This is a genomic window from Methylobacterium oxalidis, assembly GCF_007992195.1.
Classification (GTDB): domain Bacteria; phylum Pseudomonadota; class Alphaproteobacteria; order Rhizobiales; family Beijerinckiaceae; genus Methylobacterium; species Methylobacterium oxalidis.
Genome location: NZ_BJZU01000034.1, coordinates 43,270 through 68,192, shown reverse-complemented (window position 1 = coordinate 68,192; position 24,923 = coordinate 43,270). Strand labels below are relative to the sequence as shown.

The window sequence follows — 24,923 nt, the reverse complement described above, 5'->3', positions numbered from 1 at the left end:
ATGCACCTCGTCCGCATCGATACGGTCTCCCTCGACGAGGGCGAGGCGGCGGTCGATCTCGGGCAAGCGCCGGGCGACATCGTCTTCCTCTCCTTCACCGATTCCGATCTCGCGGGCGTCGCCGCCGCCCACGCATCGGCCGGACCGGACGCGCCCACGCTGCGGCTCGCCAAGCTCGCGCGCCTGCGCCACCCGATGTCGGTGGACCTCTACGTCGACGGCGTGATCGCCCGCGCCCGGATCGTGGTGATCCGCTGCCTCGGGGGCCTCGACTACTGGCGCTACGGAATCGAGCGCGCCCACGCCGCGGCCGTCGCCAACGGGGTGGCGCTGGCAGTCCTGCCGGGCGACGACCGGCCGGACCCGCGCCTCGACGCCTACGGGACGGTGCCGGGCCTCTCCGCCGATCTCGACGCCTATTTCCGCGCGGGCGGGCCCGACAACCTGCGCCGGATGCTCGGGCGCCTCGCGGCCGAGATCGGCCGGCCCGTCGCGGTCGAGCCGCCGGAGCCGCTGCCGCGGGGCTTCGGGTGGTGCCCGGGCTGCGGGCCGATCCCCGTCGAGACGACCCTCGCGGCCGCCGGCTCTCCGATGGCGCTCCTCCTCGTCTACCGCTCCGCCGTCCTCGGCGGGGACACCGAGCCGGTCGCCGCGCTCGCGTCGGCGCTCCGGGCGCGCGGGATCGGCAGCGCCGTCGTCGCGGTGTCGAGCCTCAAGGACCCCGCGGCCTTAAAACCGCTGCGCGCGCTCCTCGCCGCCCGCCGCCCCGACATCGTGGTGGCGACGACCGCCTTCTCGGCGCGCGAGGACGCGCGCTTCGTCCTTGATGGCGCCGATTGCCCGATCCTGCAGGGCTTCACGGTCGGCGCGCCCCGCGCCGCCTGGGCGGCTTCTTCCCGCGGCCTGAACGCGGCCGACCTGGCCATGCAGGTGGCGCTGCCGGAATTCGACGGGCGGCTCTCCGGATTCCCGATCTCCTTCAAGGAGGAGGCGCCCGAGATCGAGGGCTACGTCGAGCGGCGGGCGGTCCCGGATCCGGAAGGCATCGCCGCCCTCGCCGACCGGGCCGCCGCCTGGGTCCGCCTCGCGCGCCGGCCGCGTGCCGAGCGCCGCCTCGCGATGGTCCTCTCCGACTATCCGGCCCGCGGCGGGCGGGCGGGCTTCGCGGTCGGCCTCGACACGGCGGAGAGCGCGCGAGCCATCGCGGCGGACCTCGCGGCGGCGGGCTATGCCGTCGGGCCGATGCCGGACGCGGACGCCCTGATGCGGGCGCTGACGGAGGGCGAGCCGACCTTCGCCGTGCCGCTCGACGATTACCGGGCATGGCTCGCAACCTTGCCGCCCGAGGCACGCGAGGCCCTGAGCGCCCGCTGGGGACCGCCGGAGAGCGATCCGGCGCTCATCGACGGGGCGTTCCGCTTCAGGTCGGCCGCAGGTCCCCCGTCCCACACGGGAGAGGGACAGGGTGAGGGATCCAGGTCGATCCGGATCTGTCGCACCCCTCACCCCAGCCCTCTCCCGAGCGGCAGAGAGGGCGCGTCGAGCCGTGCGGCCGGCGGCCTCGAAATTTTCCTCCAGCCCGACCGGGGCCGGGGCGGCGACCGAAAGGCCGGTTACCACGACCCGGACGAGCCGCCGAGCCACCCCTACCTCGCCTTCCATCTCGGGCTGCGCCGGCACTTCGACGCGCTGATCCATCTCGGCACCCACGGCACCACGGAGTGGCTGCCCGGCAAGGTGGTCGCCCTCTCGCCGGTCAGCTGGCCGGCGCTCGCGGTCGGCGCGCTGCCCGTGATCTACCCCTTCGTCGTCGACGATCCCGGCGAGGCCGCGCCCCTGAAGCGGCGCCTCGGCGGGATCGCGCTCGGCCATCTGACCCCACGGATCGAGCGGGCCGAGCTGTCGCCCGCGGCAGCGCGCCTGCGCGAGCTCGTGGAGGAATATTCGTCCGCGAGCGTGCTCGATCCGCGCCGCGCCGCAATCATCGCGCGGGCGATCCTGGAGGACGCGGAGGCGGCGGGCCTCCTCGACGGCGCCGGCATCGCGGCCGACACGCCGATCGAGGACGCCCTCACCGCCCTCGACGCGCATCTCTGCGACCTCGCCGAGACGGCCTTCCGCGACGGGCTCCACGTCTTCGGCCGCGCTTCCGAGGGCACCGAGCCCGAGCGGCGCGCCTGCGCCGAGGCCGAGCGGCTCGGCCTGCTGGCGGCGCTCGACGGGCGCTTCGTGCCGCCCGGCCCCGCAGGCTCGCCCTCGCGCGGGCGCACCGACGTGCTGCCTACGGGGCGCAATCTCACCACTCTCGACCCGCGCGCCCTGCCGACGCGGGCCGCCGCGACGCTCGGCGCCAAGGCGGCCGAGGCGGTGGTCCGCCGCTACCTGCAGGACGAGGGCGATTACCCGTCGCGCATCGTCATGGACCTGTGGGCGTCGCCGACCCTGCGCACCGGCGGCGAGGATGTCGCCCACGCGCTCGCGCTGATGGGCGTGCGCCCGGTCTGGGACCATGCGAGCACCCGCGTCACCGGCTTCGAGGTTCTGCCGCTCGCGCTCCTCGACCGGCCGCGCATCGACGTGACGGTGCGCGTCTCCGGCGCCTTCCGCGACACCTTCCCGGAGACGCTGGCGCTCCTCGACCGGGCCGCCCGCGCGGTGGCCGCCCGCGACGAGGAGGAGGATGCGGAGAACCCGCTGGCGGCTGCCCGGCGCCGCGGCGAGGCCACCGCGCGCGTCTTCGGCGCCGCCCCCGGCCAGTACGGGGCCGGCGCGGCCGAGACCGCCCTCGACGGTGCCTGGGAGACCCGCGACGATCTCGGCGCCGCCTACCTCGCCGCGACCTCCTACGCCTACGGCGACGCCGAGGGGATGGATGCGGGCTTCGCCGAGCGGGTGGCGCGGGCCGACGCCTACGTCCACGCCTTCGACGTGGCCGAGCGCGACCTCCTCGACGGCGACGCGGGCGCCGACGCCATGGGCGGCTTCGCGGCCGCCGCAGCAGCCCAGGGGGTACGGCCCGCCCTCCTCAGCCTCGACGTCGCCGACCCCGAGCGCCCGAAGGCGCGCACCGCCCGCGAGGATGTGGCGCGCCTGATCCGCGGCCGGCTCGCCGAACCGCGCTGGATCGCCGCCCAGCTCCGCCACGGCTACCGCGGCGTGCAGGAGTTGGCGCAGGGAATCGACGCGGTGTTCGTGCTTGCCGCCACGACGGACGCCGTGCGCGGCGCCGACCTCGACCATCTCTACGGCACCTGGATCGCCGACCCCGAGACCTTCGAGCGGATCGCGGCGGCGAACCCGGCCGCGACGCGCGCCATCCTGGAGCGGTTCGAGGAGGCGCGGCGGCGCGGCCTCTGGGAGAGCCGCCGCAACGCCATGCCCCCCGACGCGCTGATGCCGGAGGCGGCCGAATGAGCCTCGCGCGCCGCGTCCTTCCCGCCGCCGCGTCACGGCGCGGCTGGTGCCCGGGCCTCGCCCGGCCGATGGCCACCGGCGACGGGCTGCTCGCCCGCGTCCACCCGGCGCAGGGCAGGTTGAGCCTCGCGCAGGCGCGCGCCGTGGCCGAGGCCGCGCGCCGCTTCGGCAACGGCCATATCGACGTGACGGCCCGCGCGAACCTGCAGATCCGCGGCGTCACGGAGGCGACGCGCGGCGCCCTCGTCGCCTGCCTCGAAGCGGCCGGCCTCGGGGACGCGCGGGGCGACGGCGGCCCGCAGCGGCTGACGCTGGCGAGTCCGCTCGCCGGCCTCGAACCGGAGGAGCGGATCGACGTGCCGGCGCTGGCGCTGGCGATCGAGGCAACGGGACGCCCGATCGCAGGGCTGCCCGCGAAAACCCTGGTGAGCCTCGACGGTGGCGGCCGCTTCGGGCCAGGCGAGGCCGAGGCCGACATCGTCCTGACCGCGGGCTCAGACGGCCGGGTCGCGCTCGCCCTCGCCAGCGCGGACGGGCCGGACCGGATCGGTGAGATCGCCGAGGCGGAAGCGGCCGGCGCGGTGGCGGATCTGCTGGCCGCCTTCGCCCGCACGGGACGGCGGCGCGTGCGCGACCTCGACCCGGACGAGCGCCACGCTCTCATGCGCGCCGCGGCCTGCCTCACCTCTCCCGTCCGGGAGAGGTCGGGTTCGCGGGACGTGGACCGGGTGAGGGGCGCGACATCTCCGGACAACGCGAACCCCTCACCCCAGCCCTCTCCCGAACGGGAGAGGGGGTCCGTTGCGGCAAACGGCGACCGGGCCCGGGAGAGCGGGCTGCCGCCTGCGGCCGGCCTCCTCACCCTCTCCGCCACTCGCACCATCCTCGCCCTCGAGGCACCGTTCGGCCGCTGCGACGGCCACTCCCTCGATGCCCTGACGCGGATTGCCGCAACACTCGGAGCCTCCGAAATCCGCCTCTCCTCCACCCGCGGCTTCGTGCTGGCGGCGCCCGATCCCGCCGCCGCCGAGGTCGCCCTCGCGAATCTCGCCGCCGCCGGCTTCATCGTGGCTCCCGACGATCCCCGCCGCGCGGTCGCCGCCTGCCCCGGCGCGCCGGCCTGCGCCTCGGGCGCGACATCGGCACTCAGCGACGCCGCCCGTCTGGCCGACGCCTTCCGGGCGCTCGCCGCCCGCGGCCTCACCATGCACGTGTCCGGCTGCGCCAAGGGCTGCGCCAGACCGGGCCGCTCGGATCTCACCCTGGTCGGGCAGGCGGGGGGCTACGGGATCGTTCTCGGCGGAGGTCCCGGCGACGAGCCGGCTCTGCAACTGACTTTCGAGGCGGCGCTCGAACGCGTAAGGAGGGCGGATTCCGCGCACGGCCTCGACCGAGAGTTCGGGGTCCCTGCCATCCCACGTTCCGACCTGTGAGTTACGACCGATGAGCGCGCGCCTCGACTACCTGCGCGACGGGCAGGCCATCTACGCCCGCTCCTTCGCCATGATCCGCGCCGAGGCCGACCTCGCCCGCTTCCGCGGGGCAGCCGAGCGCGTCGTGGTGCGCATGATCCACGCCTGCGGCATGACGGACCTGCCCGCCGACGTGGAGATGTCGGAGGGTTTCGCCGAGGCCGGCGAGGCCGCCCTCAGGGCCGGAGCCCCGATCCTGTGCGACGTGCGCATGGTGGCCGACGGCGTCACCCGCGCGCGCCTGCCCGCCAGCAATCCCGTCATCTGCACCCTCGGCGACCCGCGCGTGCCCGGACTCGCCGCGGAGGCCGGCACCACCCGCTCGGCAGCCGCGATGGAGCTGTGGCGCGAGCATCTGCCCGGCAGCGTGGTCGCGGTCGGCAATGCGCCGACCGCCCTGTTCCGGCTCCTCGAGATGCTCGACGAGGGCGTGAGCCCGCCGGCCGCCGTGATCGGCATCCCGGTCGGCTTCGTGGGCGCGGCCGAATCCAAGGAGGCGCTCGCGCGCGACGGGCGCGTGCCCTTCGTCGTGGTGCACGGCCGGCGCGGCGGCAGCGCCATGACGGCCGCGGCGGTGAACGCGCTCGCGAGCGAGGTCGAGTGATGGACGCGCGCGACAGCCTCCTCACCGACGAGCCCGCCGCCGAGGCGCCCGCCCTCGTCACGACCGGCACCCTCTACGGCGTCGGCATGGGCCCAGGCGACCCGGACTACCTGACCGTGCGCGCCGTGCGCGTGCTGGAGCGGGCTCCGGTGCTCGTGCACTTCTGCAAGAAGGGTCGGCGCGGCAACGCCCGCACCATCGCGGACGCGATCCTGCGCGACCCCGCCCGCGAGTTCCCCCTCGTCTACCCCTACACCACCGAGCTCGCCCCCGACCACGCGGACTACGTGGCGGCGCTCGCGGGCTTCTACGACGACGCTGCGGGCAAGCTCGCCGACCATCTCGGCGCCGGCCGCGACGTGGCGATCCTGTCCGAGGGCGACCCCTTCTTCTACGGCTCCTTCATGCATCTCTGGCGGCGCCTGAAGGACCGCTTCCCCGTGGAGGTAGTGCCGGGCGTCACCGGCATGTCCGGCTGCTGGACGCGGGCCGGCACCCCGATCACCTGGGGCGACGACGTGCTCACCGTGCTGCCGGCGACCCTCGGGCGGGCCGCTCTCGCCGAGCGCCTGCGCGGCACCGACGCGGCCGTGGTGATGAAGCTCGGCCGTCACCTCCCGAAGGTGCGCGCAGCCCTCGCCGAGGCCGGGCTCCTCGACCGGGCGGTCTACGTCGAGCGCGGCACCATGAAGGGCGAGCGCGTGATCCCCCTCGCCCGCAAGGCGGACGACGAGGCGCCCTACTTCTCGATGGTGCTGGTGCCCGGCGAGGGCCGCAGGCCGTGAGCGGCAGCGTCACCGTCGTCGGCCTCGGCCCCGGCGACCCGGGCCTCGTCACCCCCGCCGCCAGCGCCGCCCTGGAGCGAGCGACGGACCTCATCGGCTACATCCCCTACGTCGCCCGCGTGCCGGAGCGGCCGGGCCTCACCCGCCACCCGAGCGACAACCGCGTCGAGGTCGACCGCGCCCGCCACGCGCTGACGCTGGCGGCGGAGGGCCGGCACGTCGCCGTGGTGTCGGGGGGCGATCCGGGCGTCTTCGCCATGGCCGCCGCCCTGTTCGAGGCGGTGGAAGACGGCGAGCCCGCGTGGCGCCGGCTCGCGATCACGGTCGAGCCCGGCATCACCGCGATGCTGGCCGCCGCCGCGCGCCTCGGCGCGCCGATGGGGGGCGATTTCTGCGCCGTCTCGCTGTCGGACAACCTGAAGCCCTGGAAGATCGTGACCGCCCGTCTCGAGGCGGCGCTGCGGGCCGACTTCGTGATCGCGCTCTACAATCCGATCTCCTCGGCCCGCCCCTGGCAGCTCGGCGCAGCTCTCGGCCTCGCCCTGGAGATCCGCAGCGCCGACACGCCGGTTGCCTTCGCCCGCGCCGTGACGCGGCCGGACGAGGCCATCCGCGTGATGACGCTCGGCGAGGCACGGGAGGCGCCCGCCGACATGGCGACCCTCGTGATCATCGGCGCCTCGGGCACCAGGCTGATCCCGCGTGGGCCCGGCGAGCGCCCCTTCGTCTACACGCCGCGCAGCGTGCCGACGGAGCGGGTGTGATGAAGGCCGCGCAGGATCCGCACCGCCCCCACCTCTCCCGGACGGAAGAGGCCACCCGCACGCTACGTCGTGCCGAGAAGAACTCGCAGCGCCGACTCCGCGTTCTCGACCGCCGGAACCTCGGGCTTGTCCGGGCGGCGGACCATCACGACCGGGATGCCGAGTTCCCGCGCCGCCGCGATCTTGCCGTAGGTCGCATCTCCCCCGGAATTCTTGCTGACCAGCACGTCGATGCCGGAGCCGCGCAGGAACGCCGCCTCCGCCGCCGCGTCGAAGGGCCCCCGCGCCGCGATCGCCGTCAGGTGCGGGACGCGCAGCACCTCCGCCACCGGCTCGATCGCGCGAACCACGTAGTCGTGCTGGGGCGCAGCCTCGAACGCGGCGAGCTCCAGCCGGCCGACCGTGAGGAAGGCGCGCACGGGCGCCTCGCCGAGGCAGGCGACGCTCTCGGCGACGCTCGCGGCCTCGCGCCAGTCGTCGCCTGCCTGTCGCTCCCACGGCGGTCGGCGGATCGCGAGCAGGGGCACCCCCGCGAGACGGCTCGCCGCGGCGGCGTTGCGCGAGATCCGCGCGGCGAAGGGATGCGTCGCGTCGACCAGACGGTCGATGCCGCTCTCGGCGAGATAACGCGCAAGCCCCTCCGGGCCGCCAAAGCCGCCGACGCGGGTGGGCACGGCCTCGCGCTTCGGCGTGGCGGTGCGCCCGGCGAGCGACAGGGTGACGGCATGGCCGCTGCCCGCGAGGCCCCGCACCAGGGCGCTCGCCTCGCCCGTGCCGCCGAGGATGAGGATGCGCATGGCCGCCTTGTCCGATAGCGCCGCGCCGGTGTCGAGCCGGGAGCCGTGGCTGACCCTCGTCGGGATCGGCGAGGACGGCCGCGCCGGGCTCTCTCCGGCCGCGAGCGCGGCCCTCGACGCGGCGGGTGTCGTCTACGGCGGAGAGCGCCACATCGCGCTCGCCGCCCCCCTCGCCGCCGAGGCGCGGCCCTGGCCGAGCCCGTTCGCCGGCGCCTACGCCGAGGTTCTGGCGCGGCGCGGCGAGCCGACCTGCATCCTGGCCACCGGCGACCCGTTCCACTACGGCATCGGTGCCGAGATCGCGCGGCTGGTGCCGCCGGCCGAGATCCGCGCCTTCCCGCAGCCCTCCGCCTTCAGCCTCGCCTGCGCCCGTCTCGGCTGGCCGCTCGCCGAGTGCGCCTGCCTCACCCTTCACGGCCGCGCGCTCACGCGCATCCTGCCCCATCTCCAGCCCGGCGCCCGACTCCTCGTCCTGTCCTGGGACGGCACGACGCCGGGCCTCGTCGCCGCCCTGATGGCGGAGCGCGGCCTCGGGGCCTCGCGCCTCACGGTGCTCGAAGCGATGGGCGGGCCGCGCGAACGCATCCGCGCCGCCGCGGCTGTGGGCTTCGATCTCGACGGGATCGACCCGCTGAACACCCTCGCGGTGGAGGTCGCGGCCGAGCCCGGCGCCTGGGTGCTGCCGCTCGCGCCCGGTCTCGACGACGCGGCCTTCGAGAGCGACGGGCAGCTCACCAAGGCCGAGATCCGTGCCGTCACGCTCGCCGCCCTCCGCCCTCGGCTCGGTGAGCGCCTCTGGGACATCGGCGGCGGCGCCGGCTCCGTCGCCATCGAGTGGATGCTGCGCCACCCCGCCATGCGGGCAGTGGCCGTCGAGGCGCGCCCGGACCGCGCGGCCCGCATCCGCCGCAATGCGGAGAGCCTCGGCGTCCCCGACCTCGCGGTGGTCGAGGGTGCTGCACCGGCCGCCCTCGCCGGCCTGCCGCCGCCCGACGCCGTCTTCGTCGGCGGCGGCGTCTCGGAGCCCGGTCTCCTGGCCCGGGCCGCGGAGGCGCTGCCCCCGGGCGGGCGCCTCGTCGCCAACGCGGTGACCCTGGAAGGCGAGGCGGCGCTCCTCGGTGCCTTCTCCGAGACGGGAGGCGCGCTGCGCCGCCTCTCCGTCGCCCGGGCCGACCCGGTCGGCGGGATGCACGGCTGGCGCGCCGCCATGCCGGTGACCCAGTGGGTCTGGACGAGGCCGTGAGCGCCTCCCCGCCCCTCGTCGCCGGGATCGGCTTCCGCCGCGGGACGGCTAGCGCCGAGATCGTCGCCCTGGTCCGGCGCGCGCTCGCCGAGACGGGCCTCGCCGAGTCGCGCCTTCGCGCCCTCGCCACCGCGGAGGATCGGGCGGCGGAGCCGGCCCTGCGCGCCGCCGCCGAAGTCTTCGCACTGGCCCCAACGCCCGTGTCGCCGCGGGAGCTCGCCGCCGCCGGCGCCCGGGTCCTCACCCGCTCGGCGCGGATCGAGGCCCTGCGCGGCGTCGGCTCGCTCGCCGAGGCGGCGGCCCTCGCCGCGGCCGGGCCGGGCGCCCGCCTCGTCCTTCCCCGCATCGCCAGCGCCGGGGCCACCTGCGCCCTGGCCGCGCCTCCCGATTCCCCATGACCGTCCACTTCATTGGCGCCGGACCGGGCGCTGCCGACCTCATCACGGTACGCGGCCGCGACCTGATCGCCGCCTGCCCCGTCTGCCTCTATGCGGGCTCCCTCGTGGCGCCCGAGATCCTGCGCTGGTGCCCGCCCGACGCGCGGGTCGTCGACACGGCGCCGCTCGACCTCGACGCCATCGTGGCCGAGTGCGCGCGCGCCCACGCGGCGGGGCAGGACGTCGCCCGCCTGCACTCGGGCGACCTCTCGATCTGGAGCGCGCTCGCCGAGCAGACCCGCCGCCTGGAGGCGGCCGGCATTCCCTACACGGTGACGCCCGGCGTGCCCGCCTTCGCGGCCGCCGCCGCGGTGCTGCGGCGGGAGCTGACCGTGCCCGGCCTCGCCCAGTCGGTCGTGCTGACCCGGACCTCGGGCCGCGCCAGCGCCATGCCGGAGCGGGAAACCCTCGCGACTTTCGCCGCGACGGGCGCGACGCTGGCGCTCCACCTCTCGATCCACGTCATCGAACAGGTCGCCGCGGAGCTCGTCCCGTTCTACGGCGCCGAATGCCCGGCCGCCGTGGTCTTCCGCGCCACCTGGCCCGACGAGCGGGTGATCACGGCCAAGCTCGCGGGCATCGCCTCCGCCGTCGCCGAGGCGGGACTGGAGCGCACGGCGCTGATCCTCGTCGGCCCGGCGCTCGCGCCCGGCGACTTCCGCGAGAGCGCCCTCTACGCGCCGGATTACGACCGCCGGTTCCGGGCTCGGGGATCCGGGAGGCCGCCGGCGTGAGCGCTCGCGGGCTCCTCGTCGCCGCCCCGCGCTCGGGATCCGGCAAGACCACCGTGACTTTGGCGCTGATGCGGGCGCTCGCCCGGCGCGGCGTGGCGGTGCGGGGGGCGAAGTGCGGGCCCGACTACATCGATCCCGCCTTCCACCAGGCGGCCACGGGACATCCGAGCTTCAACCTCGACAGCTTCGCGATGGACGGCGCGCTCCTCGACGCGGTCGCCCGGCTCGCCGCGGCCGAGGCGGACCTCGTCGTCGCCGAGGGCTCGATGGGCCTGTTCGACGGGATCGTGGCGGGAGAGGGCCGCACCGGGGCGAACGCCGACATCGCCGCCCGCTACGGCTGGCCGGTCCTGCTCGTCCTCGATGTCTCGGGCGCGGCGCAATCGGCGGCGGCGGTGGCGCTCGGCTGCGCCGCCTACGATCCTCGGGTGCGGATCGCCGGGGTGGTGCTCAACAAGGTCGCGAGCCCGCGCCACCGGCGGCTCGTCGAGGCGGGCCTCGCGCGGATCGGGATGCCGGTGCTGGGGGCGCTCGCGCGCGACGCGAGCCTCGTTCTGCCGGAGCGGCATCTCGGCCTCGTCCAGGCGCGCGAGACCTCCGACCTCGATGCCCGGCTCGACCATCTCGCCGACCTCGCGGAAGCGGGTCTCGACCTCGACGCGATCCGCGCCCTCGCGGGCGGCGCCGGACCGCCGGCCGCAAGCGCCGGAGGGCTGCCGCGCCCGCCGGGCCAGCGGGTTGCCGTTGCCTCCGACGCGGCCTTCACGTTCCTCTACCCGCACATGGTGGCAGGCTGGCGCGCGATGGGCGCCGAGATCGTGCCCTTCTCACCTCTGGCCGACGAGGCGCCGCCGGAGAGCTGCGACGCCTGCTGGCTGCCCGGCGGGTATCCCGAGTTGCACGCGGCGCGCCTCGCGGCGTCCGGCCGCTTCCTCGCCGGGCTGCGGCACTTCGCGGCCGCGAAGCCGGTCCACGGCGAGTGCGGCGGCTACATGGTGCTCGGCGAGAGCCTGGAGGACGCGGCCGGGCAGACCCACGCCATGGCGGGGCTCCTGCCGGTCGCCACCTCCTACAAGGCGCGCCGGCTCCATCTCGGCTACCGGGTGGCGACGCTCCTCGAGGACGGCATCCTCGGCCGCGCGGGAGCGCGGCTCGTCGGCCACGAATTCCACTACGCGAGCGAGCTGACCGAGCCTCCCGCGCTACCGGAAGCGCTCGCGCAGGTCACGGATGCCGAGGGCAGGCCGCTCGGGCCGGCCGGTCACCGGCGCGGTCGGGTCAGCGGCAGCTTCTTCCACCTCATCGGGACCCGGGCGGCAGGCTGACGGCGCGACCCGGACCGGCGCGGACGGCGGCCTTCGGGATGCGATGCCCGATTGCACGGCCTTGATCCTGCCGGTGAGGCGGATCAGGCCGTGGCTTCGACGGACGGGGTGCCCTGGCCAAGGCGGGAGGCCGTGCGGACGATGGCGAGGACGTCCCGACGGAGCTGGTCGTCCTGGATGGCCGCGTAGGCGCGCAACACCTCGATGGCGCCGTGGGCGCTGAGGAAGCCGAACACGTCCTCCTGCGGCTGGCCGCTGGCGTCGTTCTCCTCGAAGAAGGCCGAGACCGGCACTTCGAGCAGGCGGGCGATCTCGCGCAGGCGGCCGGCGCCGACGCGGTTCTGGCCCTTCTCGTACTTCTGCACCTGCTGGAAGGTCACGCCCACCGCGGTGCCGAGCGCCGTCTGGCTCATGCCGCGGGCCTTGCGCAACGCCGTGATGCGGAGACCGACAAGGCGGTCCACGTCGGTGGTCTGCTTGGGCATCATCGTTCAACACGGTCCTTCTTCTGAGGTGCTCGCCCGCCGCCGGACCTCCGGCGAGACGTGCTCGTGTCCTGAGACGGCGTTCCTTCCGCTGTCGGAGCTTCGAGATCTCGCGGGTCTCGACGGAAAACCATTGCGGTTTCCGCGAAGCCCGGCGCCCAGACCTGATCACCGGGCGGTGACGGTCGAGGCGGATCTCGGCTCGCATGAAGGTTGCCCCCGCAACAACTTGACCACGAAGCTCAGGCAGATTGCAAGTCATGCCTCGGCGCCGCCGCGTCTTTTCGCCTGTGAGGAATGCTGAGTCGCGGACAGGTGATGCGCAATTCACGCACTCGCGGCGATGCGTCGGACTTCGCGCGATCCGCGACAGAGGATAGGCTTCCCGGGATCGAACGGCCGGGAGACCCGGCCTCGTCATCCGGAGCGCAGGAGACCCGCCCATGTTCATCGCCATGAACCGCTTCAAGGTGGTCAAGGACGCGACACAGGAATTCGAGCAGGTCTGGCTCGGGCGCGACAGCCACCTCGGCGAGATGGCGGGCTTCGTGGAGTTCCAGCTCCTGCGCGGGCCCGAGCACGAGGACCACGTGCTCTACGCCTCCCACACAATCTGGCGCTCGCGGGCCGATTTCGAGGCCTGGACCCGCTCCGAGCAGTTCCGCAAGGCCCACAGCCGGGTGCCGACGACGAAGCCGCTGTATCTCGGCCATCCGCAATTCGAGGGCTTCGAGACGATCCAGACCGTCGCTCGCGCCGGCGAGGCGGACGCCGCCTGACCGGCGCCGTGCCGGGTTCGGAATAGGCCGGCCCGGAGACCTCGTTTCACAGTCTCGCCGCGCGGATTGCGCGGCGAATACGCAACCAGTAAGAGCGTTATCGAGTTGGGCGCAACCGATCTGAGCAGGACCGTCCGAGGTCCGAACGTTGCTCGGATGTCCTCGAGAGCCCGGACGGATCCGAGATCCGTATCAGTCCGGGACAGAGCTTGGCTCACGACGGAACAGAGCGCCCGATGTTTCAGGATCGCCTTCCCGAGACGTATCAAAGCGTCCGCCCGGCCGACGGCCGGCGCAGGAACGTCTGGGCCGCGCTCCTGCCGCGCCGGAGCCGAGCCGCCTTCCGCCTCGGGATCTCGGCGACCGTCGCGCTCGCCGATGTTCTGACCATCTGCGGCCTCGGCCTCGCGATCGAAGTCGTCTACTATTACGCCCAGGCCGGCACGCTGATCCCGGGCTCGGAGATCCGCAGCCTGCGCATCTCGGGCCTCGTCGCCCTGTTCGTCCTCCTCACGAACCTCGTGCGCGAGGAGTACAGCATCGAGACCTCGCTGGCGCGGCGCCCGCACCTGCGCCGCGCCGCCACGCTCTGGCTGGTCGCCTGGGCGGTGGTGCTGGTGTTCGGCTTCGCCACGAAAACCACGACCGACTTCTCCCGCGTCGTCGCCGTCACCCTGTTCGTCCTCGGGCTGCCCGCGATGCTGAGCATGCGTGCGGCGATGATCGCCCTCGTGCGCAAGGGTATCACGCCGGCCTCCGCCTCCGTCAGCCGGGTGCACCTGGTCGGCTTCGAGGAGGACATCGCACGCTTCTACGCGAGCAACGACGCCGACGCGCTCGGCCTCCGGGTGATCGGCACGAGCTACCTGCGCCGCGTCGACGCGACGGCGGACGAGGCGGCGCGCCAGGCCCAGCTCTCCGAGGACCTCGACCTAGCGGTCTCCGTGGTGCGCTTCCTGCGCCCGGACGACGTCTTCATCCTCGTGCCCTGGGCGGACAATGCCGAGGTCGAGCGCTGCATCGACGCCTTCCTGCGGGTTCCGGCCGCCCTCCACCTGCGGCCGGGCGCGGTGCTCGACCGCTTTCCCGACCTCGAGATCGCCCGCGTCGGGCGGCTCTCTGGCATCAACATCGGGCGGCGCCCGCTCAACATCGGCGAGATCCTGCTGAAGCGCGCTTTCGACCTCGCCCTGTCGCTCACCGCCCTGGCGCTCCTCGCCCCGCTGATGGCGGCGGTGGCCGTGCTGATCAAGCTCGACAGCCCCGGTCCGGTCTTCTTCCGGCAGCGCCGCTACGGCTTCAACCAGCAGCCCTTCGACGTCTTCAAGTTTCGCAGCATGAAGGTCGAGGAGAATGCGGGCTTCCGGCAGGCGACGCGCAACGATTCCCGCATCACCCGCATCGGCGCGATGCTGCGCCGCTCGAACATCGACGAGCTGCCGCAACTCCTCAACGTGGTGCTCGGCGAGATGTCGCTCGTCGGGCCGCGCCCGCACGCGCTCGCCCATGACCGCAGCTTCGAGCGGCGCATCGCGCTCTACGCCCGCCGCCACAACGTGAAGCCCGGCATCACGGGTTGGGCGCAGGTGAACGGCCTGCGCGGAGAGACGCTGACCGACCTCGACATGGAGCGGCGCGTCGCGCACGACCTTCACTACATCGACAACTGGTCGATCTGGTTCGACATGCAGATCATCGTCCAGACGGTCATCTCGCCTCGAGCCTACCGGAACGCGTTCTGAGGCAGGCGGCTCAGGAGGCGGCCTCGCGCTGAAGGCAGGCCTCGCACTCGCCCTCGACCTCGAGGATGCGGCTCGCGGGCCGGAAGCCGGCGCGCGCCAGGGTGCGGCCGAGCTGGTCCTCGATCTCCGGGGACGTGGTCTCGTCGATGCCGCCGCAGCTGCGGCAGATCATGAAGACGAGGCCCGCCCCCTCGCCGTGCGCGTGGGCGCAGGGAACGAAGGCGTTGCGGCTCGCGATGCGGTGGACGAGGTCGTGCTCCGTCAGGAAATCGAGGGCGCGGTAGACCGAGACCGCGGCGACCCGCCGCCCCGCCCCGCTCAGGCGCTCCGCGATGTCGTAGGCGCCGAGCGGCTTGCCGGCTTCCGCCACGACCCGCAGCACGTCCCGGCGCAGGCGCGTGAACTGCAGGTCGCGCTCGCCGCACAGGCGCTCGGCCCGTTCGATCACGTCCCCGCCGCAGCAGCCCGGGCCGTCGTGCCCGCCCGCGTGATGATGACTGTGCTCCGTCACGGCGCCCGTCCCGATTGAACTCCGAGGGTGTTACAGTGTATCAGCCGGGACTATAGGGCTCCGGCCCGATCCCGGCAATTCGCCCGCCGCGCCCGACGTCGGTCCCCGCCGCCGCGCCACCGGAACCGACCCCGACGTGACCCGAACCGACCGGCCCGCCCCGTCCTCCCGTCCGCCTTCGTCCCGTCTGTCCCTGCCGCGCGCCTCGCTGTTCCGCGCCGGGCTCGGCTTCCGCCTCGCGCTTGCCGGCCTCTGCGCGGCCGGGCTCTGGGCCGTGATCCTGTGGGCGCTCCGGTGACCGGCCGCGCGGGCGAGGCCGGTGCCGTCGCCTTCGAGGGGCTGACCCTCGGCTACGACCGCCATCCGGCCGTTCACCACCTCGACGGGACGATCCCGCGCGGCGACCTCCTCGCTCTGGTCGGGCCGAACGGGGCGGGCAAGTCCACCCTGCTGAAGGGCATCGTCGGCGAGATCGGCTGCCTCGACGGGCGGATCGAGCGCGACCGCGGCGCGATCGCCTACCTGCCGCAGGCGGACGAGATCGACCGCTCCTTCCCGCTGAGCGTCCTCGATCTCGCCAGCATGGGCCTCTGGCGGCGGCTCGGTCCCTGGGCGAGCCTGAAGCGGCAGCGGGAGACGGTTCTCGCCGCCCTCGCCGCGGTCGGGCTCACCGGATTCGAGGATCGGGCCATCGGGACCCTATCCGGCGGGCAGTTCCAGCGGGCCCTGTTCGCCCGCCTCATCCTCCAGGACGCGGCCGTCCTCCTTCTCGACGAGCCCTTCACCGGCGTCGATGCGCGCACCACCGACGACCTCGTTCGCCTGATCCGAGGCTGGCACGGGCAGGGACGGACCATCGTCGCGGCCCTCCACGACCTCTCGCAGGTGCGGGCCCACTTCCCCACGACCCTGCTGCTCGCCCGCGAGCCCGTGGCCTGGGGCCCGACCGCCGCCGTGCTGACGCCCCTGAACCTCGCGCGCGCCACCCGCCTCTCGGAAGCCTGGGACGAGAACGCCGCGATCTGCGCCCGCGACCATGCCGGGCACGGTCCGGCGCACCCGCAGGGCGGCCACGAGCACGTCCATGACGAGCACGCCCATCACGGCCACGCCCACCACGATCATGCGGATCACCTCCACCCGGCAGGGCCCGAGATCCGCGAGCACGGACATGGCCGGCACCGCCATCGGAGCGCCTCGTGATCGATCTGGTGACCGCTCCCGTCCTCGGGCCTTTCGTCGAGTTCGGCTTCATGCGCCGTGCCCTGGCGGGCTGCCTCGCCCTGTCTGTGTCGGCGCCGCCGATCGGCGTGTTCCTGATGCTGCGCCGGATGAGCCTGATGAGCGAGGCGATGAGCCACGCGATCCTGCCGGGCGCGGCGGCGGGCTTCCTGGTCGCCGGCCTGTCGCTGCCGGCCATGACCCTCGGCGGACTCGCCGCCGGTCTCGCGGTGGCGCTGCTCGCCGGGCTCGTCACCCGCTCGACCATGCTCAAGGAGGATGCGAGCCTCGCCGCCTTCTACCTGATCTCGCTCGCGGCCGGCGTGCTCCTCGTCTCGCTTCGGGGCTCGCAGATCGATCTCCTGCACATCCTGTTCGGGACTGTGCTGGCCCTCGACGACCCGGCGCTCCTGCTCCTCGGCGGCATCGCCACCGTGACGCTCCTCGCGCTGGCGGTGCTCTACCGTCCTCTCGTGATGGAGTGCGTGGACCCACTCTTCCTGCGCACGGTGAGCCGCGCGGGCGGCCCGGTCCATCTCGCCTTCCTCGGTCTCGTGGTGATGAACCTCGTGGGCGGCTTCCAGGCGCTCGGCACGCTCCTGGCGGTGGGGCTGATGCTGCTCCCGGCGATCACCGCCCGTTTCTGGGCGTCCGATCTCACCGGCCTGATCCCCGTCTCGATGCTGGTCGCGGTGCTGGCGAGCGTGATCGGGCTCAGCCTGTCCTACAACGCCGATCTGCCTACCGGCCCGGCCATCGTGCTGGCGGCGGGCGGGCTCTACCTCGCCTCGATGCTGGTGGGGCCGCGCGGCGGCCTCGTCTACCGCCTGGTGCGCCCGCGCCACCTCGAGGCCTGAGCCGGCGCCGTCAGAGGCTGAACAGGCTCATGATCCCGGCGACGATCGCGTAGACGAAGCCCGCATTGAGGGCGACGCCGACCGTGCCGATGGCGAGGCCGACCAGGACGACGATCCCGTCCCGCTCCACGAGGCCGAGGCCCACGAGGCAGACCGCTAGCCCGAGCGGGATCTGCCCGACCACGGGTGCGGCCACGATCAGCGCCATCGCGAGCGTGAGCAGGATCAGCCCCATGCCGCGCATGCCGAGCGCGGTCTCGAACACGGCCATGCGCGGGCGCGACCAGCGCTCCAGCCGCCGCAGCACCGGCACGGCACGGTTGACGGCCCGCTCCACGTCGCTGCGCGCCACGGAGCGGCCGAGCAGCGCGCGGGGCAGCCAGGGCGCGGACATGCCGGCGGCGATCTGCACCGCGACGAGCAGGAGCAGCAGGCCGCAGATCAGCGGGATCGGCGGCGGCATCGGCAGGCAGTTCGGCAGGCCGAGGATGACCACGAGCAGCGCGAAGGCACGGTCCCGCAGCACGGCGACGATGTCGCCGACGGTCAGCCGGTCGCCCTCCTGGCTCGCGAGCACGGTGAGGACGTCGGAGGTTCGTGCACCGGAATACAAGAGGGTTCGGCCGCTGGCTGCTGTCCCGGGCGCGGCTCTAGCCGAGTTCTCCGCCTCCGCCAAGCGCGGCAGCGCACGTGCCGTCGATCCCTCGGCACCACCCGCAGGGCGTGCAGATGGCACCAGGTCAGCGGCCGACGACAGTTCGCTGAAGTTATCGATCTCGGAAAAATCCGATCTAAGGTTCTCTTCAATCATGCCGAATGGATAGCGCACCGCCGATCTGAAGCAACCAGAAATAATTCCTGATTTCCGGCGATCAGATGCGCCGCATCTCTGGCGAAATCGAGGCGGACGATACTACACTGATGCGAACTCGACCGATGCGGGTTCCCGGTGACACACCGCCTTCTGCCTGTCGCGTGTGCCGCCTTCGCCCTCCCGCTCGCGCTCGGGCCCGCCCAGGCCGAGAGCTACCCGCTCCGCGCGGTCGTGTTCGGCAGCCTCGACGCGGCGCCCTCTTCCTTCGCGGCGAACGGGGTCAAGGTCGAACTGGAAGGGGGCGGCACCGGCCCCGTGATCCTGGCGAGCGCCGGCTTCGGGCGCCGGTTCGAGACGGCTCTCTGCACCTGCGGCGCGAGCGTCCACACCGCGCGGCTCGCCCGCTACACCGTCGCGGCAGCGATGGTCGGAGGGTATCAGTGGACGGGCGACTGGGGCACCGCGGCCCTCTATGCCGGGCCCGAGGCGTCGCTGGAGGCGCTGACGGACGGCCTGGGCGTCGCAGTTCTCCCGGCGCGGATCGGATTGCGGCTGCACGGGGAAGTCTGGGCGCATCCGAGCCCGGACATGCTCGTGAACGGCACCCTCATCGCGGGCACTGCGCGGGGCGACGTGTGGAGCCGCCTCGCCATCGGCTACCGGATCTGGGATGCCTTTCTCGGGCCGGAGACGAGCCTCTACGCGGATCAGACCGGGTACGCCAAGTGGAGCCTCGGCCTGCACGCCACCGACGTGCCGCTGTGGCGCTATCGCCTGCGCGTCTCCGCCGGGGTCCAGTTCGAGACGGGGCGCGAGCGGCCGAGCCCGTACATCTCCCTGACGGCCTGGGCGACGCCTCAGTGAGCGGACCGAGGCGCGATCGATCCTTGCCCGCGCACGGTCCCGTTCATCCCTCTTAACGAGCCGCTAACCACGTCGCGGCCTAGCCCGCCGTCCTCGCTTTACATAGAACAAAACAGGAACAAAACTGTACCCATCAGATGGAGGCCGAGATGAGAGCGGACGGGATCAAGCGGAACATCCTCACGGGGTTCATCGAGTTCACGGCCTTCGGGCTCCTGTCGAGTGCGGTCGCGCTCTGGGCCGTAGCCTTGGCGCCCCTGCATTAAGGGTGTCCTCCTGTTCGCGAAAAGTTCCCGGTTTACGGGCGTCGCCCACAGGAAAGCGCGCGCAGCGTGCGGTTTCGCGCGCCTCAGGGGCGCCTGTGATGCCCGGAGGGCACATGGCGGTGGACATCTGCGGACAGCCCCGTCTTTGCGGATGACACCTTAAGGCTGAGCCGGAATCCTGGCCGACCACGAACAAGGTCGGTCATGGCGCGCCAGCTCAAGGAGGTCGGATTCGTCCACCTCCACGTTCACTCGTCCTTTTCCCTGCTCGAGGGCGCCTTCAAGGTCGCCGACCTCGTCAAGGCCGCCGTCGCCGACCGGCAGCCCGCGCTGGCGCTGACCGACACGAACAACCTGTTCGGCGCGCTGGAATTCTCCGAGAAGGCCGCGGGCTCCGGGATCCAGCCGATCGCCGGCATGCAGCTCTCCGTCACCTTCGAGGCGCACGATCCGCTGGCGCGCCTGAGCGTGCCGGCCTGCAACATCGTCATCCTGGCCCAGGACGAGGTCGGCTACGGCAACCTGCTGCGCCTCGCGAGCCGCGCCTACTTCGACGGGCCGCTGGGCGAGGCGCCGCGCGTCGCGGCCGACGCCCTCGTCGACGCCGCGGAGGGGCTGATCGCGCTGACGGGCGGCCCGACCGGGCCGCTCGACGCGGCCCTGCGGGCCGGCCGGCCGGAACTCGCGGGCGCGAGGCTCGCCCGGCTCCTGGACGCTTTCGGCGAGGACCGGCTCTACGTCGAGCTTCAGCGCCACGGCCTCGACGAGGAGCGCCGGGTCGAGCGTGAACTCCTGCGCCTCGCCGACCGCCACGGGCTGGCGGTGGCCGCGGCCAACGAGCCCTTCTTCGGGAAACCCGACGATTACGACGCACACGACGCGCTGCTGGCCATCGCGGAGGGCCGCCTCGTCTCGGACGAGCGCCGCCGGCGGCTCACCCCGCGCCACGCTTTCAAGACCCGCGCCGAGATGGCGGACCTGTTCCGCGACCTGCCGGAGGCCCTCTCGGCGACCGTCGAGATCGCCATGCGCTGCGCCTACCGGGTGCGGACCCGCAAGCCGATCCTGCCGAATTTCGGCAGCGTCGCCGCCGGGGACGCGTGCAAGGGTTCCGGCACGGATCCCGCAAGGGAAGCGGCCCTCGCCGAGAAGGCCGAGGCGCGGGCGGACGCCGCCAACGCCGTGGCCGAGGTGATCGCCCTCGACGAGCCGGCGGAACTCCGCCGACAGGCCGAGGAGGGGCTGGAGCTGCGGCTGAAGCAGCACGGCACCGCGCCGGGGATCGCGGAGGACGTCTACCGCGAGCGCCTCGCCTTCGAGCTCGACGTCATCGTCAAGATGAAGTTCCCGGGCTACTTCCTCATCGTCTCCGACTTCATCAAGTGGGCGAAGGACCACGACATCCCGGTCGGGCCGGGCCGCGGCTCGGGCGCCGGCTCGCTCGTCGCGTGGTCGCTCCTGATCACCGATCTCGACCCGCTCCGCTTCGGCCTGCTGTTCGAGCGCTTCCTCAACCCGGAGCGCGTCTCGATGCCGGATTTCGACATCGACTTCTGCGTCGAGGGCCGCGAGCGCGTCATCCAGTACGTGCAGGAGCGCTACGGGCACGCGCAGGTGGCACAGATCATCACCTTCGGCACCTTGCTGGCCCGCGGCGTGCTGCGCGACGTCGGCCGCGTGCTGGAGATGCCCTACGGGCAGGTCGACAAGCTGACGAAGCTCGTGCCGCAGAACCCGGCCAACCCCGTGACGCTGGCCCAGGCCATCGAGGGCGAGCCGAAGCTGCAGAGCGCGATCGAGGAGGAGCCGATCGTCGCGCGCCTCATGGAGATCGCCAGGAAGCTCGAAGGGCTCCACCGCCACGCCTCGACCCACGCGGCGGGCGTCGTGATCGGTGACCGGCCGCTCGAGCAGCTGGTACCGCTCTACCGCGACCCGAAGACGGGCATGCGGGTGACCCAGTTCAACATGAAGTGGGTCGAGCAGGCGGGGCTCGTGAAGTTCGACTTCCTCGGTCTCAAGACCCTGACCATGCTGCGCTGCTGCACGGACCTCCTGAAGCAGCGCGGCATCGAGGTCGACCTCGCCAGCCTGCCCCTCGACGACGAGAAGACCTACGAGCCGATGAAGCGCGGCGAGACGGTCGGCGTGTTCCAGGTGGAATCGGCGGGCATGCGCAAGGCGCTGTGCGAGATGCAGGCCGACCGTTTCGAGGACATCATCGCGCTGGTGGCCCTCTACCGGCCGGGCCCGATGGCCAACATTCCCGTCTACTGCGAGCGCAAGCTCGGGCGCGACGCCGGCAACGAGGCGAGCTGGTACCCTCACCCGAAGCTGGAGCCGATTCTGAAGGAGACCTTCGGCATCATCGTCTACCAGGAGCAGGTGATGGAGGTGGCCAAGGTGCTGGCCGGCTACTCGCTGGGCGACGCCGACCTCCTGCGCCGGGCCATGGGCAAGAAGATCAAGGCGGAGATGGACGCCCAGCGCGACCGCTTCGTGAAGGGCTCGGTGGAGCGGGGTCTGACCAAGGCGAAGGCCGACGAGATCTTCGACCTGCTGGCGAAGTTCGCCGATTACGGCTTCAACAAGAGCCACGCGGCGGCCTACGCGCTGCTGACCTACCAGACCGCCTACCTGAAGGCGAACCATCCGGTCGAGTTCCTCGCCGCGGCGATGACGCTCGACATCGACAACACCGACAAGCTCGCGGAATTCCGCCAGGACGCCCAGCGCCTGAAGATCGTGGTGGAGCCGCCCTCGATCAACGCGTCCGGCGTCGTCTTCGAGGTGCATGACGGGCGCATCCGCTACGCGCTGGCCGCCATCAAGGGCGTCGGCCGGGCCGCGGTCGAGGCGATCGTCGAGGCGCGCGGCACGCGGCCGTTCAAGGATCTCGCCTGCCTCGCGCGCCGCCTCAACCCGCGCCACGTCAACAAGCGGACGCTGGAGAACCTGATCGCCGCGGGTGCCCTCGACTGCATCGAGCCGGACCGGTCGCGCGCCTTCGCGGCGGTCGAGCCCATGATGAAGCTGGCGCAGGGGGCGGCCGAGGCCGAGACGACCGGCATCGTCGACATGTTCGGCGGCGTCGCGTCGGCCGACGTCTCCCTGCGCATCCCGCCGCACGACCCCTGGCCGATGGCCGAGAAGCTGAAGAAGGAGTACGACGCGGTCGGCTTCTTCCTGTCCGGGCACCCCCTCGACGAGTACGGGCATCTTCTGGAGAAGCTGCGCGTCCAGACCTGGGCCGAGTTCTGCCGCGCCGTGCGGGCCGGGTCGACCAGCGTCGGGCGGGTGGCGGCCTCGGTGCTCGACCGCTCGGAGCGGCGCACCAAGACCGGCAACAAGCTCGGCATCGTCACCCTCTCGGACCAGACCGGTCACTTCGAGGCGATCATCTTCTCCGAGGGGCTCGGCCACTACCGCGACATCCTGGAGCCCGGCCGGCCGCTGGTGCTCCAGCTTCAAGCGAACCTGGAGGGCGAGGACGTGCGCGCCCGCATCCAGACCGCCGAGCCCCTGGACCAGGCGGTCGCCCGCTACCAGAAGGGCATGCGGATCTACCTGCGCGACGAGCGCCCGATCGGCTCGGTCCAGCAGCGCCTGTCGCTTCGCGGCGAGGGCGAGGTCTCCCTGATCCTCATCCTCGACGGCGGCGAGCGCGAGGTCGAGGTGAAGCTGCCGGGCAAGTACCAGGCGAGTCCGCAGGTCGCGGGCGCGCTGCGGGCGGTGCCGGGCGTGGTGCAGGTGGAGGTGAACTGAGGCGCGCCTGCGCATCCGTCGCGGAGAGGGCGAACCGCTCCGCGGCAGCTCCTATCCGCACCCGCCCAATCGCTCGGCCACCAGGGCCTCAAGCCGCATCAGGTGCCGGTCGCGGATGCCGAGTTCGGCGCAGGCCTGCGCGGTGCGCAGGAGGTACTCGGCGCTGGGGCCCAGATGCCCGCAGGCCGCCGCGATCATCGCGGCGATCTCGTCCTCCGTCAGGCGCCCCGCGTAGCGGTCGCCGAGGCGATTGACGATGAAGGTCAGGGCATGGACCCGTCCGGCCTCCGTCTCGACCGGCAGCCAGCGCGCCTCGTAGCCGTTGCCCTTCATCTCGCGGCGCCAGACCGGCATCAGGACCGCCATCGGGTCGGTGCCGGCGAGGCGGAAGGCGACGCCCTTGCAGGTACCGCCCCGGTCGAGCGCCAGCACGAAGCCCGGCCGCTCCCTCGTGCCGCGGAAGCGGCGCTGCAGCAGGCAGAAGCGGCGGTGGAATCCGCGCACCACGCCGATCCGCCGCTCGGCGACCGCGAATTCCGGCTGCCACATCAGCGATCCGTAGGCGAAGACCCAGACCTCGTCGGCGGGCCCCGGCTTGCCCGCGACGGCGCTCGCGAGACCCGGCCGCAACTCGTCGTCGGTGAGGAGGTGCAGGGCGGTGGCGTCGTCCGCGACGGGCTCCGGATGGGCGCGGGCGATGAGATCCAGGGTGAGCGCGAGGTTCGAGGCAGGCATGCCCCAAGGGGAGCATCGCTGCGGCGCGGGATCAACCCGGGTCAGGTCCGCCGCGCCGCGTAGGCTTCCAGTTCCGGGAAGGGCACGGAGCGGTGGCCCTCGCAGACCTCCGGCTCGTCCTCCACGACGCTGAGCTTCTCGGTGCCGATCTCCTCGCGGATCACGACCTTCGCGCGCTCGGTGCCGAGCAGGCTTCGGCCGCGCAGACGGCTGGTCACGCAGTAGAGCGTGCGCCCGCCATCCTCGAAGGGGCCGGCGATGCGGCTCTTCTCGAAGCTGACGGGGATCACGGAGACGGATCCGAACGGCACCTGCCGCAGGGCGAGCGCCGCCACGCGCTCCTTGAAGCCGGTCGGCGCCGCCTCGGTCGCCATGATCGGCGGCTTCGATGCGCCCGAGCAACCGGAAAGCCACGAGAAGGCCAGCAGGGTGCCGAGGCGGAGGGCGTGCGCGGCGGGAATCACAGGTCTTCGTCTCCGAACCCTGGGGAGAATACGGTTGCTCCCGCAACCATCAAGGCGATCCGACCGCTCACATCCCAGCCCCGGAATGCTTATCTGTCGTCCATGCAGTGGAGCGACGACGCCTTCGTGATCGGCCTGCGCCGGCACGGTGAATCGGGGGTGATCCTGGAGGCGATGACGGCCGAGCACGGTCGGCATCTCGGGCTCGTCCACGGCGGTCGATCCCGGCGGATGCAGCCCGTGCTGCAGACCGGCAACCGACTGCGCGTGACTTGGCGCGCGCGGCTCGACGAGGGCCTCGGCTCCTACGCGGTGGAGCCGCTCGATCTCGTCGCCTCGCGCCTGATCGATTCCGGCCTCGCCCTCTACGGGGTCAATCACATGGCGGGCCTGCTGCGGCTCCTGCCCGAACGCGATCCCCACCCCGCCCTCTACGAGGCGGCTCAGGTGCTGATCGCGCATCTCGACGACAAGGCGATCGCCTCGGCGCTGATGGTGCGCTTCGAGCTCGCGGTGTTGGCCGAGCTCGGCTTCGGCCTCGATCTCCAGGCCTGCGCGGCGACCGGCGCCAACGATGCCCTGATCTACGTCTCGCCGAAGACGGGTCGCGCGGTCAGCGCCTCGGCCGGCGAGCCTTACCGCGACCGCCTCCTGCCGCTGCCCGCCTTCCTGGGTGAGCGCAGCGGAGCCAACCGCGTGCCCGGTCCGGATGACGTTCGTCAGGGATTTACCTTGACGGGCTATTTCCTGGCTCGCCACCTCTGGGAGCCGCGCGGCCTCGCGGTGCCCGAGGAGCGGACGCGATTCGTCGCACTCGGACTCGCGCCAGCGTGATACTGTTCGTG

23 protein-coding genes are annotated in these 24,923 nt (G+C 73.0%); 17 read left to right on the top strand and 6 right to left on the bottom strand.

Annotated elements, in window-relative coordinates; all coding sequences use genetic code 11:
* The 5 genes from cobN to cobJ are packed head-to-tail and all read left to right on the top strand — an operon-like array spanning position 1 to position 7,039.
* A complete protein-coding gene (cobN, locus tag MOX02_RS10620) occupies positions 1-3,414 on the top strand; it encodes a cobaltochelatase subunit CobN (protein ID WP_147025762.1) in 3,414 nt (1,137 codons plus the stop codon).
* Positions 3,411-4,847, top strand: coding sequence for a precorrin-3B synthase (gene cobG / locus MOX02_RS10615; protein ID WP_147025761.1), 1,437 nt, complete (start codon positions 3,411-3,413; stop codon positions 4,845-4,847). Before cobN ends, cobG begins: the two co-directional genes overlap by 4 nt.
* Positions 4,848-4,857: 10 nt before the next feature.
* Positions 4,858-5,490 carry a precorrin-8X methylmutase gene (locus MOX02_RS10610; RefSeq protein WP_147025760.1) on the top strand — a complete coding sequence of 211 codons (633 nt, stop codon included), beginning with the start codon at positions 4,858-4,860 and terminating at the stop codon, positions 5,488-5,490.
* Complete coding sequence (locus MOX02_RS10605) at positions 5,490-6,275, top strand: precorrin-2 C(20)-methyltransferase (protein WP_147025759.1); 786 nt, start codon at positions 5,490-5,492, stop codon at positions 6,273-6,275. Before MOX02_RS10610 ends, MOX02_RS10605 begins: the two co-directional genes overlap by 1 nt.
* Complete coding sequence (cobJ, locus tag MOX02_RS10600) at positions 6,272-7,039, top strand: precorrin-3B C(17)-methyltransferase (RefSeq protein ID WP_147025758.1); 768 nt, start codon at positions 6,272-6,274, stop codon at positions 7,037-7,039. Before MOX02_RS10605 ends, cobJ begins: the two co-directional genes overlap by 4 nt.
* 62 nt (positions 7,040-7,101) lie before the next feature.
* Here the strand turns inward: cobJ and MOX02_RS10595 are convergent, their stop codons facing one another.
* The gene (locus MOX02_RS10595) at positions 7,102-7,836 is read right to left on the bottom strand and encodes a cobalt-precorrin-6A reductase (protein ID WP_147025757.1); all 735 of its coding nucleotides are present in this window, start codon (positions 7,834-7,836) and stop codon (positions 7,102-7,104) included.
* Between MOX02_RS10595 and cbiE the strand changes: the two genes are divergently transcribed.
* From cbiE to MOX02_RS10575, 4 genes are read left to right on the top strand one after another with little or no spacing between them, the layout of a single operon-like run.
* Positions 7,835-9,079, top strand: a complete 1,245-nt coding sequence (cbiE, locus tag MOX02_RS10590) for a precorrin-6y C5,15-methyltransferase (decarboxylating) subunit CbiE (RefSeq protein WP_147025756.1) — start codon at positions 7,835-7,837, stop codon at positions 9,077-9,079. The genes MOX02_RS10595 and cbiE overlap by 2 nt on opposite strands.
* On the top strand, positions 9,058-9,477 hold the full coding sequence (locus MOX02_RS10585) for a cobalamin biosynthesis protein (protein WP_147025755.1): 420 nt from the start codon (positions 9,058-9,060) through the stop codon (positions 9,475-9,477). The genes cbiE and MOX02_RS10585 overlap by 22 nt, the downstream gene beginning before the upstream one ends.
* Positions 9,474-10,250, top strand: coding sequence for a precorrin-4 C(11)-methyltransferase (gene cobM / locus MOX02_RS10580; protein WP_147025754.1), 777 nt, complete (start codon positions 9,474-9,476; stop codon positions 10,248-10,250). Before MOX02_RS10585 ends, cobM begins: the two co-directional genes overlap by 4 nt.
* The gene (locus MOX02_RS10575; RefSeq protein ID WP_147025753.1) at positions 10,247-11,575 is read left to right on the top strand and encodes a cobyrinic acid a,c-diamide synthase CobB; all 1,329 of its coding nucleotides are present in this window, start codon (positions 10,247-10,249) and stop codon (positions 11,573-11,575) included. The genes cobM and MOX02_RS10575 overlap by 4 nt, the downstream gene beginning before the upstream one ends.
* A gap of 83 nt (positions 11,576-11,658) precedes the next feature.
* Here MOX02_RS10575 and MOX02_RS10570 read toward each other — a convergent pair whose 3' ends face one another.
* Positions 11,659-12,063, bottom strand: coding sequence for a helix-turn-helix domain-containing protein (locus tag MOX02_RS10570; RefSeq protein ID WP_147025752.1), 405 nt, complete (start codon positions 12,061-12,063; stop codon positions 11,659-11,661).
* Positions 12,064-12,503: 440 nt separating this feature from the next.
* On the opposite strand from MOX02_RS10570, the gene hmuQ reads away from it, so the two are divergent.
* Positions 12,504-12,839: a heme-degrading protein HmuQ gene (gene hmuQ / locus MOX02_RS10565; protein WP_147025751.1), complete on the top strand. Its 336-nt coding sequence runs from the start codon at positions 12,504-12,506 to the stop codon at positions 12,837-12,839.
* Positions 12,840-13,075: 236 nt separating this feature from the next.
* Positions 13,076-14,581: an exopolysaccharide biosynthesis polyprenyl glycosylphosphotransferase gene (locus tag MOX02_RS10560; protein WP_147025750.1), complete on the top strand. Its 1,506-nt coding sequence runs from the start codon at positions 13,076-13,078 to the stop codon at positions 14,579-14,581.
* Positions 14,582-14,591: 10 nt separating this feature from the next.
* Here the strand turns inward: MOX02_RS10560 and MOX02_RS10555 are convergent, their stop codons facing one another.
* Positions 14,592-15,092 (bottom strand): Fur family transcriptional regulator, encoded by a 501-nt coding sequence (locus MOX02_RS10555; RefSeq protein ID WP_147025749.1) that lies wholly within the window; start codon positions 15,090-15,092, stop codon positions 14,592-14,594.
* A gap of 136 nt (positions 15,093-15,228) precedes the next feature.
* Here MOX02_RS10555 and MOX02_RS31160 point away from each other — a divergent pair, with 136 nt between their 5' ends.
* Genes MOX02_RS31160 through MOX02_RS10545 form a run of 3 tightly spaced genes read left to right on the top strand, consistent with a single transcriptional unit; the run spans position 15,229 to position 17,170 of the window.
* Complete coding sequence (locus MOX02_RS31160; protein WP_170267799.1) at positions 15,229-15,390, top strand: hypothetical protein; 162 nt, start codon at positions 15,229-15,231, stop codon at positions 15,388-15,390.
* Positions 15,387-16,295 carry a metal ABC transporter ATP-binding protein gene (locus tag MOX02_RS10550; RefSeq protein ID WP_147025748.1) on the top strand — a complete coding sequence of 303 codons (909 nt, stop codon included), beginning with the start codon at positions 15,387-15,389 and terminating at the stop codon, positions 16,293-16,295. Before MOX02_RS31160 ends, MOX02_RS10550 begins: the two co-directional genes overlap by 4 nt.
* A 50-nt stretch (positions 16,296-16,345) precedes the next feature.
* Positions 16,346-17,170, top strand: coding sequence for a metal ABC transporter permease (locus tag MOX02_RS10545; protein ID WP_147025791.1), 825 nt, complete (start codon positions 16,346-16,348; stop codon positions 17,168-17,170).
* Positions 17,171-17,180: 10 nt separating this feature from the next.
* On the opposite strand, the gene MOX02_RS10540 is transcribed toward MOX02_RS10545, so the two are convergent.
* Positions 17,181-17,783, bottom strand: a complete 603-nt coding sequence (locus MOX02_RS10540; RefSeq protein WP_280525315.1) for an exopolysaccharide biosynthesis protein — start codon at positions 17,781-17,783, stop codon at positions 17,181-17,183.
* 336 nt (positions 17,784-18,119) lie between these two features.
* Here MOX02_RS10540 and bcsS point away from each other — a divergent pair, with 336 nt between their 5' ends.
* Together bcsS and dnaE are read left to right on the top strand one after the other, a co-directional pair.
* Positions 18,120-18,848, top strand: coding sequence for a cellulose biosynthesis protein BcsS (bcsS, locus tag MOX02_RS10535; protein ID WP_238179433.1), 729 nt, complete (start codon positions 18,120-18,122; stop codon positions 18,846-18,848).
* Between the two features lie 470 nt (positions 18,849-19,318).
* Positions 19,319-22,879 carry a DNA polymerase III subunit alpha gene (dnaE, locus tag MOX02_RS10530; protein ID WP_147025747.1) on the top strand — a complete coding sequence of 1,187 codons (3,561 nt, stop codon included), beginning with the start codon at positions 19,319-19,321 and terminating at the stop codon, positions 22,877-22,879.
* Between the two features lie 51 nt (positions 22,880-22,930).
* On the opposite strand, the gene MOX02_RS10525 is transcribed toward dnaE, so the two are convergent.
* Together MOX02_RS10525 and MOX02_RS10520 are read right to left on the bottom strand one after the other, a co-directional pair.
* The gene (locus tag MOX02_RS10525; protein WP_147025746.1) at positions 22,931-23,614 is read right to left on the bottom strand and encodes a gamma-glutamylcyclotransferase; all 684 of its coding nucleotides are present in this window, start codon (positions 23,612-23,614) and stop codon (positions 22,931-22,933) included.
* A gap of 41 nt (positions 23,615-23,655) precedes the next feature.
* Complete coding sequence (locus MOX02_RS10520) at positions 23,656-24,078, bottom strand: hypothetical protein (RefSeq protein ID WP_238179431.1); 423 nt, start codon at positions 24,076-24,078, stop codon at positions 23,656-23,658.
* Between the two features lie 102 nt (positions 24,079-24,180).
* Here MOX02_RS10520 and recO point away from each other — a divergent pair, with 102 nt between their 5' ends.
* Complete coding sequence (recO, locus tag MOX02_RS10515) at positions 24,181-24,912, top strand: DNA repair protein RecO (RefSeq protein WP_147025745.1); 732 nt, start codon at positions 24,181-24,183, stop codon at positions 24,910-24,912.
* Positions 24,913-24,923: the final 11 nt, after the last annotated feature.